The organism is Amycolatopsis sp. NBRC 101858, assembly GCF_030269325.1.
Lineage (GTDB): Bacteria > Actinomycetota > Actinomycetes > Mycobacteriales > Pseudonocardiaceae > Amycolatopsis > Amycolatopsis ponsaeliensis.
The window spans coordinates 209,266-224,461 of sequence record NZ_BSTD01000009.1 but is presented as its reverse complement, the minus strand read 5'-3'; the positions used below and the strand labels follow the sequence as shown (position 1 = coordinate 224,461).

Sequence of the window (15,196 nt, the reverse complement as noted above, 5' to 3'; positions counted from 1 at the left end):
GCCCTGCCTAGCGCACCGCGTCGCGTGGGGGAAGGAATCCGTGGCGGAACAGGGGTTCTCGACCCCTACCGCCGCGTTGCCGGGTCGGCCGGACGGCGCGCCGCCACTACCTTTTCCCTTGTAGCGGTGTTTCGCCCCCGAGTTCGGAGAGTGCGTCGATGCGCGTCATGATGATGGTGTTCCCGACGAGGACGCACGTCTACAGCATGGCCCCGGTGGGCTGGGCGCTCGCCGCGGCCGGGCACGAGGTGCGCTTCGTCGGCCAGTGCAACCCGCGCGAGGTGGCGTCGTTCGCCGAAACCGGCCTCGACGCGATGTGGTTCGGCGACGAGCTCGACATCGCCCGCCACCGGCAGCTGCAGATGGACGGCGACAACGCCATGCAGGGCGGCTTCCGCATCTCCGAGAGCCGGCCGGAGCGCTACACCGAGGAGTACGTCCGCACCGTCTACGAGCACTGGGTCGAGGTCTTCCGCTGGACCACCCCGGACTCGCTGCTCGACGAGCTGGTGCGCTTCGCGAAGGGTTGGCAGCCCGACCTGGTCGTGTGGGACCCGATGATCTACGCCGCCCCGATCGTCGCGCACGCCCTCGGCGTCCCGCACCTGCGGATGATGTACGCGGCCGACCAGACGGCGCGGATCGCCGCGCAGTACCGGGACCTCAGAGCGAATCACCCCGAGGACACGACACCGGACCCGTTCGTCGAATGGATGTCCGCCGCGGTCGGCCGGTTCGGCGCCTCCTACGACGAGTCCCTGCGCCACGGCGTCAAGACCCTCGACTGCCACCCGTCCTACCTGCGCTACGGCGGCGTCGACGTCGACTACGTGCCGGCGCGGTTCATCCCGCAGAACAAGCCGATGGCCATCCCCCGCTGGGTGCTGGAAAAGCCGGAGCGCCGGCGGGTCATGCTGACCCTGGGCATCTCCAACCGGCAGGTGCTCGGCGTCGAGGAGACGTCGGTGGCCGACCTGCTCGACGGGCTCGCGGACCTCGACGTCGAGGTGATCGCGACGCTCAACGCGTCCCAGCTGGCGTCGGTGAAGAAGATCCCCGACAACGTGCGCGCGGTGGACTTCGTGCCGATGAACGAGCTCCTCGCGAGCTGCTCGGCCATCATCCACCAGGGCGGCGGCGCGACGATCGGCAACGCGGTCGTCAACGGCGTCCCGCAGCTCGTCATCCCCGGCACCACCTGGAGCGAGCGGGTCTCCGCCGTCGCGCAGGAGAAGCGCGGCAACGGCCTGGTGCTCGACCTCGAGGACGTCACGCCGCAATCCGTCCGAAGTGGACTGAACCGGCTGCTGGAGGAACCGTCCTTCCGGGACTGCGCGCTCGAGGTCCGCGACGAGATGCTGGCCACGCCGACCCTGGACGACCTCGTGCCGGAGCTGGAACGGATCGCGCGATGCCGGTGACCCCGCGCCCGAAGGTGGTGCGCACCATCGGCTTCCTCATCGGGAGCCTGCCGCTGCGGATCGCCGCCTTCGTGGTCACGCTGGTCACCATGCTGCTCGGGATCGCGACCACCATGCTGTGGGTCGGCATCCCGATCCTGATCACCGCCACCTCGATGGTCCAGAGCTTCGCCCGCTTGGAGCGCCGCTGGGTCGGCACCATGCTCGGCGTCGACGTCCCGCCGCCGCGGCGCCGGGAGCACGGCCCCGGGCTGCTGCAGACGTGGCAGGTCCGGCTGGTCGACCAGGCCACCTGGCGCGAGGTGAACTACGTGCTGCTCGCCTTCCCGCTGGGCATCGTGGAGTTCGTCGCCGGGATCGTCTCGGTAGCCGTGCCGCCGTTCGGGATCTTCGTCGCGCCGCGGATCGGCGCCCTGCACGCCGCGCTGACGGCGTCGATGCTGGGCCCGGACCGCACGGCGCAGCTGGAAGCCCGGACCCGGCAGCTGAGCGACTCGCGCGCCCGCGGCGTCGACGCCGTCGAGGCCGAGCGCCGGCGCATCGAACGCGACCTGCACGACGGCGCGCAGCAGCGGCTGGTGTCGGTCGCAATGAGCCTGGGCCGCGCCCAGCTGAAACTCGATCTCGACGACCCGATCGCCGTGCGCGAGCTGATCGGCGCGGCGCACGCGGACGCCAAGCTCGCGGTGTCCGAGCTGCGCGACCTCGCCCGCGGGATCTACCCGCCGGTGCTGCAGGACCGCGGCCTGGACGCGGCCCTGTCGTCGCTCACCGCGCGGATGCCGATCCCGGTGGACGTCGAGGTGAAGGTCGACCCGCGCCCGCCGGCGCCGGTGGAGACCACGACGTACTTCATCGTCAGCGAGACGCTGACCAACATCACCAAGCACGCCGGCGCCGACCGCGCGTCGGTGTGCGTGACCCGTGACGACGAGACCGTGGTCGTCGAGATCGTCGACAACGGGCACGGCGGTGCCTCCGTCCGGCCCGGCGGCGGCCTGGCCGGGCTCGCCGACCGGGCCGCGACCATCGACGGCGTGCTCACCGTGGTCAGCCCGGTGGGCGGGCCCACGGTGGTGCGCGCCGACCTGCCCGTCCGCTGGTGAACTCCCGGGAGAGCGAAATGCGTGTCGTCATCGCCGAAGATTCGGTCCTGCTGCGGGCCGGGGTGCAGAGCCTCCTCGCCGACGTCGGCATCGAGACCGCGGCCGCCGTGTCCAACGGCGACGACCTGCTCGTCGCCGTCCGCGAGCACCAGCCGGACCTCGTCATCGCCGACGTCCGGATGCCCCCGACGTTCACCGACGAGGGCATCCGCGCCGCGATCGCGGCGCGCAAGGAGGTCCCGGGGCTGCCGGTCCTGGTGGTTTCGCAGTACGTGGAAGGCAGCTACGCGGTCGAGCTGATCGGGGAAGGCACCTCCGGCGTCGGTTACCTGCTGAAGGAACGCGTCGCCGACGTGGCCGACTTCCTCGAGGCGGTCCGGCGGGTGGCCGGCGGCGGATCGGCGATCGACCCCGACGTCGTCGCCCAGATGCTGTCCCGCAACCGCGACCCCCTGGAAGGCCTGACGGCGCGCGAGACCGAGGTCCTCGGGCTGATGGCGCAGGGCCTGTCGAACGCGGCCATCGCGAAGGACCTGGTGGTGACGCAGGGAGCGGTGGAGAACCACATCAGCAACATCTTCGCGAAACTCGGCCTCGAAGCCAGCCGCGACCAGAACCGCCGCATCCGCGCGGTGCTGACCTATTTGGACAGTACGACGGTCCGGACCTGACAGCTCAGCTGCGCCAGCTCGTCGCCGGCCGGAACCGGGGCCGGCGACGGGGACGCGCGGGCTTCGGCGGTTCCGGCGCGGCCGGTGGAGCGCCGATCGCGGCCAGGACCGCCACCAGCGCCGCCAGTTCCGTCTCGTCCGGCGCGCCGCGCAGGACCCGCACCACCGGCTCGCCCATCAGACCGGCGGGTTCCCGTGCTTGCGCGCCGGGAGGTCGGCGTGCTTGCTGCGGAGCATCGCGAGCGAGCGGATCAGCAGCTCGCGTGTCTCGCCCGGCTCGATCACGTCGTCCACGAGGCCGCGCTCGGCCGCGTAGTACGGGTGCATCAGCTCGGTGCGGTACTCCTTGATCTTCAGCGCCCGCACGGTGTCCGGGTCGTCGGCCGCCTTGATCTCGCGGCGGAAGATCACGTTCGCGGCGCCCTCGGCCCCCATCACGGCGATCTCGTTCGTCGGCCACGCCAGCGAGACGTCGGTGCCGATCGACCGCGAGTCCATCACGATGTACGCGCCGCCGTAAGCCTTGCGCAGGATCACCTGCACGCGCGGCACGGTGGCGTTGCAGTAGGCGTAGAGCAGTTTCGCGCCGTGCCGGATGATCCCGCCGTGCTCCTGGTCGACGCCGGGCAGGAAGCCGGGGACGTCCACCAGCGTCACGAGCGGGATGTTGAACGCGTCGCAGGTCTGCACGAACCGGGCGGCCTTCTCGCTGGCCTCGATGTCGAGCACCCCGGCGAGGACGGCGGGCTGGTTCGCGACGATCCCGACGACGTGGCCGTCCAGCCGGGCGAGCGCGCACACGACGTTGGTGGCCCAGCCGGCATGCACCTGCAGGAACTCGCCGTCGTCGACGACCTCCGCGATGACGTCGCAGATGTCGTAGGCGCGGGCGGGATCGGTGGGCACGACGTCGAGCAGCCGGTCGGTGCGGCGGCCGGGCGGGTCGGCGGCCGGCACGTGCGGCGGCGCCTCGTTGTTGTTGGACGGCAGCAGGGAAAGCAGGTACCGGACGTCGGCCAGGCAGGTCGCCTCGTCGTCGTAGGCGAACGCGGCGACGCCGGAGGTTTCGGCGTGCACGTCGGCGCCGCCGAGGCCGTTCTGCGTGATCTGCTCGCCGGTCACCGCCTGCACGACGTCGGGTCCGGTGATGAACATCTGCGAGGTCTCGCGGACCATGAACACGAAGTCGGTCAGCGCGGGCGAGTACGCCGCGCCGCCCGCGCACGGGCCGAGCATCACCGAGATCTGCGGGATGACGCCGGAGCAGCGGGTGTTGCGGCGGAAGATGCCGCCGTAGCCGGCGAGCGCCGTGACACCTTCCTGGATCCGGGCCCCGGCGCCGTCGTTGAGCGACACCAGCGGCGCGCCCGCGGCCTCGGCGAGGTCCATCACCTTGTGGATCTTCTGCGCGTGCGCCTCGCCGAGCGCGCCGCCGAAGATCCGGAAGTCGTGGGCGTAGACGAAGACCGTCCGGCCGTCCACGGTGCCCCAGCCGCAGACGACGCCGTCGGAGTGCGGACGGCGTTGTTCCAGCCCGAAGCCGGTGGCCCGGTGCCGGCGCAGGGCCTCGAGCTCGGTGAAGGAACCCGGGTCGAGGAGCAGTTCGATCCGCTCGTGCGCGGTCAGCTTGCCGCGCTCGTGCTGGCGCTGCGTCGCGGCGTCGTCGGGCCCGCGGCGCGCCGCGTCCTTGATCTCGCGCAGTTCGTCGAGCCGGTTGGCGAACGCGGCCGGTGCCTCAGACACGGGCGCCTCCCAGCTCGCCGGCCAGCCGCCGCAGGATGACGTCCTGGTGGCGGGTGAGGAAGAAGTGCCCGCCGGAGAGTTCGACCAGGTCGAAGCCGCCGTCGGTGTGGTCGGCCCAGGAGGCGACCTCGTCGACGGTGGCCATCGGGTCGTCGGAGCCGGTGAAGGCGATGATCGGCGCGGTCAGGGGCTCGCCCGGGGTGTACCGGTAGGTCTCGACGGCCCGGTAGTCGTTGCGCACGACCGGCAGGATCATCCGGACGACGTCGTCGTCGCCGAGCAGGTCGGCCTCGGTGCCGCTGAGGCGCCGCAGTTCGGCGATGACACCGTCGTCGGTCCGGGTGTGCACGCTCTCATCGCGGGTACGCGAGGGAGCACGCCGCCCGGAGACGAACAGCGCGGCGACTTCCGCCCCGGCCCGCTCCAGCCGTCGGGCGGTCTCGTAGGCGACCATCGCGCCCATGCTGTGCCCGAACAGCGCGAGCGGCCGGTCGGTGTGCTTCACGAGCAGTTCGGCGACCCGGTCGGCCATGGCGTCGATGCTGGTCAGGAAGGGTTCGTGCCGCCGGTCCTGCCGCCCGGGGTACTGGACGGCGAGCACCTCGACGTCCGGGGCGAGCGCCTTGGCGACGGGGAAGTAGAAGGGTGCCGACCCACCGGCGTGCGGCAGGCAGACGAGCCGCGCTTTCGCCTCGGGTGACGCGGCGAACCGGCGGAACCAGCTGTCCTCGGCGTGGCCGGCGTAGTCAACGGGGGCGACCATGTCGTCCACCGCCCTTCGGTGTCGGAGGCTCCTCCGGCCAAGCTAGCCAGCACCGACGGTGACCAACGACCCCTAACGGCCCCTAACGGCCCCTAACGCGGGACGGGTAGCGGCGGCCGATCCGGGTAACCGGAACGGCATGGGCGTGACCTGGAGCGGAGCCGACCGGGCAGGCTGGCAGGTGCTGGACGTGGCCGGCCTGGACCGCACCGGCCTGACGGCAGCCCGCCGCTGGGCCGAGACCAAGCTGGGCAGGCTCCGCGAGAAGGACCTGATCGACACGCTGATCATCGTGGGCGAGCTGCTGGAGAACGCGTACCTCCACGGCGGCGGGCCCCGGCAGCTGCGGATCCGGTGCGCGCACGAACCCTGCGAGGTGACGGTGGCGGTGGCCGACGTCGGGGGTGGCGAGCCGAAGCTGCGGGTGCCCGACCGTGGCGGCGGGCGGGGGTTGCTGCTGGTCGATCAGCTCTGCCTGGCGTGGGGTGTCAGCCGGCACGACGACGGGAAGCTGGTCTGGGCTCGGCTGGAGTGCTCGGCGGAGTAGCCACCGCACCCCGTCAAGACAGCTGCGAGACCAGCTTCAACCAGGCCAGCGCCTCCTCGACGCTCCAGTGCACCGGCAGCAGGCGCTCCAGGCCGAGCACGGAGATCGGCCGCAGCAAGGGGCGGCAACGGCCGGCGATCGCGAACGGCACGCCGGCCGCCGCGGTGTCCAGCAGGATCGTCAGCACGCGGGCACTGCAGAACGTCACCGCCGACGCGTCGAACACCAGCGCGGGCGGCGCCAGCCGTAGTTCGTGGTTCAGCAGCTCGCTCAACCGGCCGGTGACGGCGAGGTCGAGATCGCCGGTCGCGGTCACCACGCTCGCTTCCGCGGTCGTGGTCACTTCGAAGATCGAACAGGTGCGCGGAGCGGGGATCAGCATCGCGAAGGCCTCCTTGGCGAAAGCACGTGAGGCCGGACGCGGGTCCGGGCACACGGCAGCCCGGACGGGCTGCGGGGTCGAGGCACGACGGCTGCAGGCTGAACCGCTGCATCACCACAGTACAACCGATGCGCAACCGATGCGCGGTCAGTCCTTCACCGAGGCCTCACGGGGGCGGAACGCACACCCCCGGCCACCGGCGATGGGGACTTTCCCCATGGCCAGGCCGGCGCCGCGGCCCTAGCGTGGGAACCCGGTGACGAGGAGGTTCCCGCGGATGCTGATCGACGACCTGGCCGCCCGGCTGCCGGCGGACCGGCTGGTCCGTGACCCGGACGTCGTGGCGGGCTTCGCCCACGACGAGGCCGAGTGGGCGCCCTACGCCCAGCCCGCGGTGGTCGTCCGGCCGCACACCGCCGAAGAGGTCCAGGCCGTGGTCAGGGCGTGTTTGGCGCACCGGACCCCGCTCGTCGCGCGCGGGGCCGGCACCGGCCTCTCCGGCGGGGCGAACGCCGTCGGCGGGTGCGTCGTGCTCGTCACCGACCGGCTCACCGCGATCAAGGAGATCGACGAGCGGGAGCGGTACGCCGTCGTCGAGCCCGGGGTCGTCAACGACGACCTGCGCGCCGCCTGCGCCGGACGCGGCCTCTGGTACCCGCCGGACCCGGCCAGCTCGCCGTGGTCGACCATCGGCGGCAACGTCGCCACCAACGCCGGCGGCGTCTGCTGCGTCAAGTACGGCGTCACCCGCGACTACGTCCTGGGCCTGCAGGTCGTCACCGGCACCGGCGAGCTGGTCCGGCTCGGCCGGCGCACCGCGAAGGGCGTCGCCGGCTACGACCTGACCGGGCTGATGGTCGGATCGGAGGGCACGCTCGGCGTGATCACCGAGGTCACCGTGCGCCTGCGGCCGGCCCGCGCCGCGGAACGCACGGTCGCCGGCTACTTCGACACCACCGTCGCTGCCGGGGAGGCCGCCGCCGCGGTCGCGGCCCGGGGCGTGCTGCCCTCGGCGCTGGAGCTCGTCGACCGGCACTGCCTCGCCGCGGTCGACGAGTGGAAGAACATGGGCCTGAGCGCCGACGCGAACGTCGTCTTGCTCGCCCGGACCGACGCACCCGGTGCCCTCGGCGAGCACGAAGCCGCGGAGATCCTGGACTGCTTCGAACAGGCCGGGGCGACGTGGGCCGCGCAGTCGACCGACCAGGCCGAGGCCGACGCGCTGTTCGCCGCCCGCCGCCTCGCCTACCCCGCCCTGGAACGGCTCGGCCCGCTGCTCACCGAGGACGTCTGCGTCCCGACGCAGGCCGTGCCCGAGATGCTCGCCCGCATCGACGCGGCCGGGCAGCGCCACGGCGTCCACATCGCCAACGTCGCGCACATCGGCGACGGCAACCTGCACCCGCTGCTGGTCACCCCGGCCGGCGACGAAACCGCCCAGAAGAACGCCCAGGCGGCCTTCGACGACATCATCGCCGACGCCCTCGACCTCGGCGGCACCGTCACCGGCGAACACGGCGTCGGCCTGCTCAAGCAGCCCGGCCTCGCCCGCGAACTCGGACCCGAGGTGCTCGAAATGCACCGCGCGGTCAAGAACGCCCTCGACCCGCACCACATCCTCAACCCCGGCAAGGTCTTCCCCGAAGGGACACCCGCATGATCGTCCGCACCACCGCCGGCGAGGTCCGCGGCGAGCCGATCGCCACCGGCGTCCGGTTCCGCGGCATCCCGTACGCCGCCGCGCCCGAAGGCGAGCTGCGGTTCGCCGCGCCGGTCCCGCCGCCCGCCTGGGACGGCGTCCGCGATGCCCGCGAGCCCGGGCCCACCGCGCCGCAACGGCATCGGACGATCCCGGGTCTCGACCTCTCCGCCCTGGTCGGCACCGGCTGGCAGCCGGGCCCGGAGTACCTGACCGTCGACGTCTGGACGCCGGACCCGGGCGCGGAGAACCTGCCCGTGCTGGTGTTCGTGCACGGCGGCGCGTTCATCGGCGGCACCGGATCCGCCCCGGTCTACGACGGCACGGCGTTCACCCGCGCCGGCGCGGTGCTGGTGACGCTGCAGTACCGGCTCGGCATCGACGGTTTCCTGCCCCTCGACGGCGGCGCGACCAACCTCGGCCTGCGCGACCAGCTCGCCGCGCTGCGCTGGGTCCGGGAGAACATCGCCGCGTTCGGCGGCGACCCTGCCGCCGTGACGCTCTTCGGCGAGTCCGCGGGCGCGATCAGCGTCGCCTGCCTGCTCGGTTCACCGCTGTCGGCCGGGCTCTTCCGGCGCGCGATCGTCCAAAGCGGACACGCGAACATGGTGCGCGGCCGGGCCGAGCTGGAGCGGGTGACGCAGCTGGTCGCCGACCGCCTGGGCGTCGAACCCACTGCCGAAGCGTTCCGGAAGCTCTCGACCGAACAGCTGCTCGACGCCCAGGACGCCCTCCTCAAGCCCGGCGGCGGACCCGATCTGCGCGGTGCGGACGGCCGGGACCGCGGTTTCGGCCTCAGCCCGTTCCTCCCCCTGGTCGGCGACGACGTCCTGCCGCGGCACCCGGGCGAGGCGATCCGCGCCGGCGCGGGCGCGGGCGTCGACCTCATCGCCGGGACGTGCCGAGAGGAGATGCTGCTCTACTTCGGCCCGACCGGGCTGGCGGACGTGCTGACCGACGAGCAGGCCGTGGCCATGCTGTCGGCGTCGCACCCGGACGCGGCGGGCGTGCTCCGCGGGTACGGCCTGGGTGACGGCCGCAAGGCGGGCGAGGTGTTCGTCGAAGCCATGACGGACCTCGTCTTCCGCGACGGCGTCAAGGAGCTGCTCGAAAGCCACCAGGGCCGGTCGTTCCGCTACGAGTTCGAATGGCGGGCGCCGAACCTGGGCGCGTGCCACGGCATGGAGCTGCCGTTCGTGTTCGACTCCCTGACCGCGTCCGCCGGTCTCGTCGGCGAGGATCCGCCGGCCGAACTGGCCCGCGAGGTCAACGCCGCGTGGGTGCGGTTCGCCGCGGCCGGCGACCCCGGCTGGGCCGAGGGCACCACGACCCACCTGGGCTGATGGACGCCCAGCGCGAGCTCTACGACCTCGTCCTGCGCCTGTCGGCGGTCCACGACCTCGACGCGCTGGTGCAGGAGGTCGTCGACCACGCGCGGCGCCTGCTCGGCGTCGACGTCGCCTACCTCGCGCTGGCCGAACCGGACGGCTCGCTCGTCATCCGGGTCACCGACGGCTCGCTGGGCCCGCGGCTGCGCGGCGTCGTGCTGCCACCGCACAGCGGCTTGGCCGGGCAGGTGGCCGACACCGGCGAACCGGTGCAGAGCGCCGACTACCTCGGCGACGCCCGGTTGACGCACCTCGGCGAGGTCGACCGCGTCGCCGAGGACGAGGGCCTGCGCACGATCCTCGGCGTGCCGTTGCGCTTGCGGGGCAAGGTGGCCGGGGTGCTGATGGTGTCGCAGCGCGCGGTGCGCCGGTTCACGGCGGCGGAGTCGTCGCTGCTGACGTCGCTCGGCTCGTTCGCCGCGATCGCCATCGAGAACGCCAAGCTGGTCACCGCGCTGGCGGCGGCGAACGGCCGGCTGGAACGCGCCGTGCGGCTGCACGACCGGCTGTCGGAGGTCGCCCTGCACGGCGGCGCGCCCGAAGACGTCGTGGTCCCGCTGTCGGAGCTGGTGCCGGGCCTGGTCCTGGTCGCGGGCGAGCACGACGAGGTCCGCGCCGCGGCCCGGGACGGGGTCCTCGTCGAGGCGGCGCTCGACGGCGAGCCGTCGGCGTTGTTCGCCGGCGCCCGCCGGACTCAGGTGACCGAGCGGGCCGTCACCGTGCCGGTCGCCTCGGCGAACACGTATTTCGGGGCGCTGCAAGTGGTTCCCGGCGCACCGCTCGACGAGGCGGATGTCCGGTTGCTGGAGCGCTCGGCGATGACCGTCGCTCTGGTGGCGTCGGTCGAGCGGGCCGAACGCCGGACGACCGAGGAGCTGGTCGAGCAGCTGGTGACCCGCCGGGTCCGCGAGGTCCCCGCGTACGCCCGCGACCTGCGGCGCCCGCACCTGGTCGTGGTGAGCGAAGACCAGCGGCTGCGGAACCTCGCCCCCCTTTCGTCCAGGGTGGACGGTCGCGTGGTCGCGTTGGTCCGCGCGGACGAGGCGGCGGTCCGTTCCTGGTCGCTGGGCACGACCGGCCTCGCCGGCCCGGCGACCGGCGCGACCGCGCTGGCCGACGCGTACGACGACGCGGTCGCGTGCGTCCGGGTCCTGGAAGCACTGGGCCGCGGCGGGGTCACGGCGTCGCCCGCCGATCTCGGCCCGTACCGCTACCTGCTCAGCCAGGCCGGCCGTGCGGAGGCCGGCGCGTACGTCGCCCGGACCCTCGCCCCGCTGCTGGCCCACGACGAAGAGCGCGGCACGGACCTGGTCCACACGGCGGAGGTGTTCCTGCGCGGCGGGCGCCGCAAAGCCACCGCGGCCGAGGAGCTGACCATCCACCCGAACACGCTCTACCAGCGCCTGGACCGGATCACCGCGTTGCTGGGCGAAGACTGGCAGGAGGGCGACCGCGCGCTGGACGTCCACCTGGCGCTGCGCATCCACCGGCTGAGCCGTGAGTTGGGGTGGTCAACCCCTATTCCGTCCCATTTCGCACGGAACCGGAAATCTTGACACAGCGAAGGTTCGTCGGTCATCGTCGAGAGACGAAGGCCACATTTTCGGCCTTTCCTCCGCGTAGACGAACCCACGGAGATGAATCATGACGAACATCAAAGTTGCGCTTTCCGGTGGTCCGGCCGAGCTGACCGAGCAGCATCGCGACTGGACGGTCGGCAGCATCGGAGACGTCGCGAAGGTCAGCTTCGGCGCCGGCTACGAGCACTTCTCCCACGAGGGCGAGTTCACCACGACCAGCGGCGGTGACCAGGTGCCGGTGTTCGCCTGGTGCGGCCGCACCAGAGTCGCCGAGTGACCCGCGGCCCCGCCTCCACCCGGATCTCCACCCCGCGGAGGTCCCGCTCCACCCGGTGCCGGCGTTAGTTTCCCTCCGGTCGGGCGTCGCGAAAAAGCGGCGCCGCCGTCCGGAGGGGAATTCGCCATGGGTGAAGTACTCGGTTTCATGCTGCTCCGATTCGCCATCATCGGCGGCGGGATCTTCCTGCTGATCCTGCTGCTCGGCGTGGTCGTTTTCGCGCTCAAGAAAGCGGGCCGGTACGACCAGGCGAAGCAGGCCGGGAGCAAAGCGCTCGAGTACCTCGAAGAGCGCCGCAAACCGTGACCGGTCAGTCGTGGTCGAGGCCGTGCCGCACGGCGTAGCGCATGGCCTCGATCCGGTTGCGGGCCCCGATCTTGGCGAACGCGTTGTTGATGTGCGTCTTCACCGTCGTTTCGCCGATGAACAACTCGGCCGCGATCTCGCCGTTGCTCTTCCCGGCGGCGATCCACCCGAGCACCTCGGCCTCGCGCGCGGTGAGCCCGTCCGGGAGGCTTTCCTTGCGCGGCGCGGGTTTCGCGGCACCGGACAGCGCCCCGGCGACCTGGCGCGACACGTCCGCCCCGAAGGTCAGCTGCCCGGCGACGACGGCCCGCAGCGCGGCGCCGATCTCGTGCCGGCCCGCGTCCTTCGTCAGGTAGCCCTTCGCCCCCGCGGCGAGCGCCCCGGCGATCGACGCGTCATCCGAATAGGTCGTGAGGACGAGGACGGCGACGTCCGGGTGTTCGCGCGTGAGCCGCCGGGTCGCCTCGGCCCCGGTCAAGACGGGCATGTTGAGGTCCATCAGCACGACGTCGAGGCCGTCGAGCGTCCCGGCCAGTTCGAGCGCCTGCGCGCCATCGGCCGCCGAGCCGACGACGTCGACGTCGTCGAGCAGGCCGAGCAGCGCGACCAGGCCCTCGCGCACGACCTGCTGGTCGTCCACGACCATCACCTTGACCACCATGATCGGCAGTCTGCCGCATCCCCGACAATGGCGGGGTGCTGAGCTCCGAGCAGGTGCGGACCCACTGGTGGCGTGCCGCGCTCGTGGTGGCGGCAGTCGTCGTGGCCTGCTTCGCGGCGAGCCCGTTCGCGGGGATGTTCGGCCTGGTCCCGATCCTGGCCTGGCTCTGGCTGGCACCGTCGCCGCGAACCGGGGTGATCGTCGGCGCGGTGCTGCTGGCGCTGCTGGCGTGGTTCGTCCTGCCGGGCGCGCTGAGCCTGGCCGGGCCCTGGGTCCCGGCGCCCATCGAGCTCTACTGGCTGCACCCGACGCTCGCGGCGGTGGCCTGCGCGATCGGCGCGCGGCGCGGGTTCGTCCGGTTGTCCCTGCTGGTCGTCGCGGGGTTCGCCGTCGCGGGCGGCGCGTGGTTCGCCGATCTCGAGGCCGCGCCCGGCGACGAAGGGGTCGTGCCCGTTCCGGCCGGGCTGCGGGCCGCCCAGGACGTCGAGTGCGGTTCCGGTGGCTGCTGGCGGGTCCTGGAAGCGACCGGTGACCGCGCCCCCGAGGTGCTGCGGGACCACCTCACGGCCCGGCACTTCACGCCTGCGCCGCAGAGTGGGATCACCCGGGTGCCCCGGTTCTGCCGTCGCACCGGGCTCTTGGTGACCCACGAAGTGTGCGCGGAGCTGCGAACTCTCTCGCCGGACGCCGTCCGCGTCGAGTGGTACGTGAACTGAGCGGGGTGGCGCGGCGGGTTCGGGCCGCCGCGCCACCCGGAGGCCTCAGCCCGGGGCGACCGCCCGGCCCGTCTGAGGCGAAATCATCCCCGCGCACAGCCCGCGGCTCGCCAGGGTCTGCGCGATCCGCGGGATCGCGGCCAGGGTGTTGCCCGGCCATTCGTGCATCAGGATGATCTGGCCGTTGCCGAGCCGGGCGTTGGCCGCGACGATCGCGTCGACGCTCGCGTTGTTCCAGTCCTGCGAATCGACGTCCCAGATGATCTGCCGGAGACCGTATTTGGCTTCGACGGCCTGCAGGGTCCCGTTCGTTTCGCCGTACGGCGGGCGGAAGAGCTTCGGCGTACCACCGCCGGCCGCCGCGATCGCCTGCTGTGTCCGGGAAATCTCGGAGTCCATTTGGGACTGGCTCTGCTGGGTGAGGTGGGGGTGGGTGTAGCTGTGGTTGCCGACCCACATGCCCGCGCTCACCTGCGCCCGCACCTGGGCCGGGTACGCGGCGGCGTACTGGCCCTCGTTGAACATGGTCGCCCGCAACCCGTTCTGCCGCAAAGCGTTCAGCAGCGCGGGGGTGTGCGCGTTCGACGGCCCGTCATCGAAGGTGAGGCCCACGTACCCGCCACAGGCGGCGGCGTCCGCGGGGGCGACGGAGATCAAGGTCGTCACGGCCAAGGCGGCCGCCAGGAGCCAAGGGCGCATCGGTCAGCCCACCGTCAGGTTCGAGTTGCCGCTGCTCTGGTAGCCCTCGGTGGCGAGGATCATGTAGTAGTTGAAGCTGCCGAGCCGCATGCCGTACCGCGCCCAGGCGTCGAAGTGGTTCCCGGTGGTGATGGTGCCCCCGGTCTTCTTCTGCTGCCGCACGGACCAGTACTGGTTGAAGGTCCTGGTCCCCTCGACCGACGGCGCGTTGTACCGCGTGGTCTGGTAGATGTCGTAGGTGCCGCCGTCACTGGTGACGGTGCCCTTGTAGGTCCCGGTCGGCCGGTAGGTGCCCCAGTTGTCGACGATGTAGTACTCGACGAGCGGGTTCGAGGTCCAGCCGTAGAGGGCGAGGTAGCCGTTGCCGGAGGGGTTGAAGCTGCCGGAGTAGTTCACGGTCCGCCGGCTCCCGTTGCTCCACCCCTTGCCCCCGACGAAGTTCCCGACGTTGCTCCAGTTCATCCGGTAGTTCCCCCCGGAGCCGAGCGTCATCTGGACCGAGCCGCCCCCATCGGTCCAGAAGGAGTAGTAGTAGCCACCGTTGTTCCCGGTCTGGCTGGTGGTGATGACGGTATCGGCCCGGGCAACCCCGGGAGCGAGCGTGGCAATGAGCGCAAGGGCGGCCCCACCGGCGAAGACCCGGAATTTCTTGGTGAGCATGCTTCCTCCTCGTCGAGGCTGGGATGGCGAAAGCATGCGTTCGGGGTGTTCGGTGGGGCAATAACTTTCGGAAAGTTTCGGGAGTACGGCAGGCTTTCCCGCCCTACCCGAGCCGTAACCACCGCGCCAAGGACAGCGACCCGTGATCTGCCCACCACCTAGGGATTTCCCAGGTGATTCCCCGTTAGCGTGCCCCCGTACTGTTTCCAAAAGCAGGGGGTCGATTCATGAAACGCATCACCGCGGCCATAGCGCTCGGGTTCGCCGTGGCGGCACTGCCGGTCGTCGCGAGCTCGGCTTCCGCCGTCACCTGTGGCACCCAGTGGACCCAAGGCTCCTCCGGTCCCAACGCCCGCGACTACCAGTGGGGCAACTGCGGCGCCGCCGCCACCAAGATCAAGGCCTACTCCCTCACCTACGGCGGCGTCTTCAAAACCCTCATCGGCGAAAAGTGCGTTGCCGCCGGGGCGGTGGTCCCGCTGGGCGGGACCACCGACTGGCGCGTTCTCTCCTACACCGGCGAAGACACCGGCGCGGGCTGCTGAACGCCGGGGGTGAGCCGGCGCCCGGCTCACCC

General features: G+C 71.9%; 18 protein-coding genes. 11 read left to right on the top strand and 7 right to left on the bottom strand.

Features of this window, described 5'->3' with window-relative positions:
- Positions 1-158: 158 nt before the first annotated feature.
- From QSK39_RS51540 to QSK39_RS51530, 3 genes are read left to right on the top strand one after another with little or no spacing between them, the layout of a single operon-like run.
- Positions 159-1,421 (top strand): nucleotide disphospho-sugar-binding domain-containing protein, encoded by a 1,263-nt coding sequence (locus QSK39_RS51540; protein WP_285485182.1) that lies wholly within the window; start codon positions 159-161, stop codon positions 1,419-1,421.
- Positions 1,412-2,527: a sensor histidine kinase gene (locus QSK39_RS51535; protein WP_285485181.1), complete on the top strand. Its 1,116-nt coding sequence runs from the start codon at positions 1,412-1,414 to the stop codon at positions 2,525-2,527. Before QSK39_RS51540 ends, QSK39_RS51535 begins: the two co-directional genes overlap by 10 nt.
- Before the next feature lie 17 nt (positions 2,528-2,544).
- A complete protein-coding gene (locus tag QSK39_RS51530) occupies positions 2,545-3,198 on the top strand; it encodes a response regulator transcription factor (protein ID WP_285485180.1) in 654 nt (217 codons plus the stop codon).
- A gap of 4 nt (positions 3,199-3,202) precedes the next feature.
- Here QSK39_RS51530 and QSK39_RS51525 read toward each other — a convergent pair whose 3' ends face one another.
- From QSK39_RS51525 to QSK39_RS51515, 3 genes are read right to left on the bottom strand one after another with little or no spacing between them, the layout of a single operon-like run.
- Positions 3,203-3,376 carry an acyl-CoA carboxylase epsilon subunit gene (locus tag QSK39_RS51525; RefSeq protein WP_285485179.1) on the bottom strand — a complete coding sequence of 58 codons (174 nt, stop codon included), beginning with the start codon at positions 3,374-3,376 and terminating at the stop codon, positions 3,203-3,205.
- Positions 3,376-4,941, bottom strand: coding sequence for an acyl-CoA carboxylase subunit beta (locus QSK39_RS51520; RefSeq protein ID WP_502873393.1), 1,566 nt, complete (start codon positions 4,939-4,941; stop codon positions 3,376-3,378). The genes QSK39_RS51525 and QSK39_RS51520 overlap by 1 nt, the downstream gene beginning before the upstream one ends.
- Complete coding sequence (locus QSK39_RS51515; protein ID WP_285485178.1) at positions 4,934-5,704, bottom strand: thioesterase II family protein; 771 nt, start codon at positions 5,702-5,704, stop codon at positions 4,934-4,936. The genes QSK39_RS51520 and QSK39_RS51515 overlap by 8 nt, the downstream gene beginning before the upstream one ends.
- 139 nt (positions 5,705-5,843) lie before the next feature.
- On the opposite strand from QSK39_RS51515, the gene QSK39_RS51510 reads away from it, so the two are divergent.
- Entirely contained in the window at positions 5,844-6,251 is a 408-nt protein-coding gene (locus QSK39_RS51510; RefSeq protein WP_285485177.1) for an ATP-binding protein, read from the top strand.
- 13 nt (positions 6,252-6,264) lie between these two features.
- Here the strand turns inward: QSK39_RS51510 and QSK39_RS51505 are convergent, their stop codons facing one another.
- On the bottom strand, positions 6,265-6,633 hold the full coding sequence (locus tag QSK39_RS51505; protein WP_285485176.1) for an STAS domain-containing protein: 369 nt from the start codon (positions 6,631-6,633) through the stop codon (positions 6,265-6,267).
- A 277-nt stretch (positions 6,634-6,910) separates the two neighbouring features.
- On the opposite strand from QSK39_RS51505, the gene QSK39_RS51500 reads away from it, so the two are divergent.
- The 5 genes from QSK39_RS51500 (at position 6,911) to QSK39_RS51480 (ending at position 11,883) form a co-directional block, all read left to right on the top strand.
- Entirely contained in the window at positions 6,911-8,293 is a 1,383-nt protein-coding gene (locus QSK39_RS51500; protein ID WP_285485175.1) for an FAD-binding oxidoreductase, read from the top strand.
- Entirely contained in the window at positions 8,290-9,675 is a 1,386-nt protein-coding gene (locus QSK39_RS51495; RefSeq protein ID WP_285485174.1) for a carboxylesterase/lipase family protein, read from the top strand. The genes QSK39_RS51500 and QSK39_RS51495 overlap by 4 nt, the downstream gene beginning before the upstream one ends.
- Positions 9,675-11,276 carry a helix-turn-helix domain-containing protein gene (locus tag QSK39_RS51490; protein WP_285485173.1) on the top strand — a complete coding sequence of 534 codons (1,602 nt, stop codon included), beginning with the start codon at positions 9,675-9,677 and terminating at the stop codon, positions 11,274-11,276. The genes QSK39_RS51495 and QSK39_RS51490 overlap by 1 nt, the downstream gene beginning before the upstream one ends.
- An 88-nt stretch (positions 11,277-11,364) precedes the next feature.
- Positions 11,365-11,577 carry a DUF5988 family protein gene (locus QSK39_RS51485; protein WP_285485172.1) on the top strand — a complete coding sequence of 71 codons (213 nt, stop codon included), beginning with the start codon at positions 11,365-11,367 and terminating at the stop codon, positions 11,575-11,577.
- A 126-nt stretch (positions 11,578-11,703) separates the two neighbouring features.
- Complete coding sequence (locus QSK39_RS51480) at positions 11,704-11,883, top strand: hypothetical protein (protein ID WP_285485171.1); 180 nt, start codon at positions 11,704-11,706, stop codon at positions 11,881-11,883.
- A 4-nt stretch (positions 11,884-11,887) separates the two neighbouring features.
- Here the strand turns inward: QSK39_RS51480 and QSK39_RS51475 are convergent, their stop codons facing one another.
- Positions 11,888-12,544 (bottom strand): response regulator, encoded by a 657-nt coding sequence (locus QSK39_RS51475; RefSeq protein ID WP_285485170.1) that lies wholly within the window; start codon positions 12,542-12,544, stop codon positions 11,888-11,890.
- 35 nt (positions 12,545-12,579) lie between these two features.
- Here QSK39_RS51475 and QSK39_RS51470 point away from each other — a divergent pair, with 35 nt between their 5' ends.
- Complete coding sequence (locus QSK39_RS51470; protein ID WP_285485169.1) at positions 12,580-13,260, top strand: hypothetical protein; 681 nt, start codon at positions 12,580-12,582, stop codon at positions 13,258-13,260.
- 45 nt (positions 13,261-13,305) lie between these two features.
- On the opposite strand, the gene QSK39_RS51465 is transcribed toward QSK39_RS51470, so the two are convergent.
- On the bottom strand, positions 13,306-13,959 hold the full coding sequence (locus QSK39_RS51465; protein WP_285485168.1) for a polysaccharide deacetylase family protein: 654 nt from the start codon (positions 13,957-13,959) through the stop codon (positions 13,306-13,308).
- 3 nt (positions 13,960-13,962) lie between these two features.
- The gene (gene xynA / locus QSK39_RS51460) at positions 13,963-14,619 is read right to left on the bottom strand and encodes an endo-1,4-beta-xylanase XynA (RefSeq protein WP_285485167.1); all 657 of its coding nucleotides are present in this window, start codon (positions 14,617-14,619) and stop codon (positions 13,963-13,965) included.
- A 227-nt stretch (positions 14,620-14,846) separates the two neighbouring features.
- Here xynA and QSK39_RS51455 point away from each other — a divergent pair, with 227 nt between their 5' ends.
- A complete protein-coding gene (locus tag QSK39_RS51455; protein WP_285485166.1) occupies positions 14,847-15,164 on the top strand; it encodes a hypothetical protein in 318 nt (105 codons plus the stop codon).
- Positions 15,165-15,196: the final 32 nt, after the last annotated feature.

Excerpts from the sequence above, each read along its gene's own strand:
- QSK39_RS51525 (WP_285485179.1), bottom strand. The coding sequence starts at position 3,376 with ATGGGCGAGCCGGTGGTGCGGGTCCTGCGCGGCGCGCCGGACGAGACG.
- QSK39_RS51475 (WP_285485170.1), bottom strand. The coding sequence starts at position 12,544 with ATGGTGGTCAAGGTGATGGTCGTGGACGACCAGCAGGTCGTGCGCGAG.
- QSK39_RS51455 (WP_285485166.1), top strand. The coding sequence starts at position 14,847 with ATGAAACGCATCACCGCGGCCATAGCGCTCGGGTTCGCCGTGGCGGCA.
- xynA (WP_285485167.1), bottom strand. The coding sequence starts at position 14,619 with ATGCTCACCAAGAAATTCCGGGTCTTCGCCGGTGGGGCCGCCCTTGCG.
- QSK39_RS51535 (WP_285485181.1), top strand. The coding sequence starts at position 1,412 with ATGCCGGTGACCCCGCGCCCGAAGGTGGTGCGCACCATCGGCTTCCTC.
- QSK39_RS51510 (WP_285485177.1), top strand. The coding sequence starts at position 5,844 with ATGGGCGTGACCTGGAGCGGAGCCGACCGGGCAGGCTGGCAGGTGCTG.
- QSK39_RS51515 (WP_285485178.1), bottom strand. The coding sequence starts at position 5,704 with ATGGTCGCCCCCGTTGACTACGCCGGCCACGCCGAGGACAGCTGGTTC.
- QSK39_RS51480 (WP_285485171.1), top strand. The coding sequence starts at position 11,704 with ATGGGTGAAGTACTCGGTTTCATGCTGCTCCGATTCGCCATCATCGGC.
- QSK39_RS51495 (WP_285485174.1), top strand. The coding sequence starts at position 8,290 with ATGATCGTCCGCACCACCGCCGGCGAGGTCCGCGGCGAGCCGATCGCC.
- QSK39_RS51500 (WP_285485175.1), top strand. The coding sequence starts at position 6,911 with ATGCTGATCGACGACCTGGCCGCCCGGCTGCCGGCGGACCGGCTGGTC.
- QSK39_RS51530 (WP_285485180.1), top strand. The coding sequence starts at position 2,545 with ATGCGTGTCGTCATCGCCGAAGATTCGGTCCTGCTGCGGGCCGGGGTG.
- QSK39_RS51465 (WP_285485168.1), bottom strand. The coding sequence starts at position 13,959 with ATGCGCCCTTGGCTCCTGGCGGCCGCCTTGGCCGTGACGACCTTGATC.
- QSK39_RS51540 (WP_285485182.1), top strand. The coding sequence starts at position 159 with ATGCGCGTCATGATGATGGTGTTCCCGACGAGGACGCACGTCTACAGC.
- QSK39_RS51505 (WP_285485176.1), bottom strand. The coding sequence starts at position 6,633 with ATGCTGATCCCCGCTCCGCGCACCTGTTCGATCTTCGAAGTGACCACG.
- QSK39_RS51485 (WP_285485172.1), top strand. The coding sequence starts at position 11,365 with ATGACGAACATCAAAGTTGCGCTTTCCGGTGGTCCGGCCGAGCTGACC.
- QSK39_RS51490 (WP_285485173.1), top strand. The coding sequence starts at position 9,675 with ATGGACGCCCAGCGCGAGCTCTACGACCTCGTCCTGCGCCTGTCGGCG.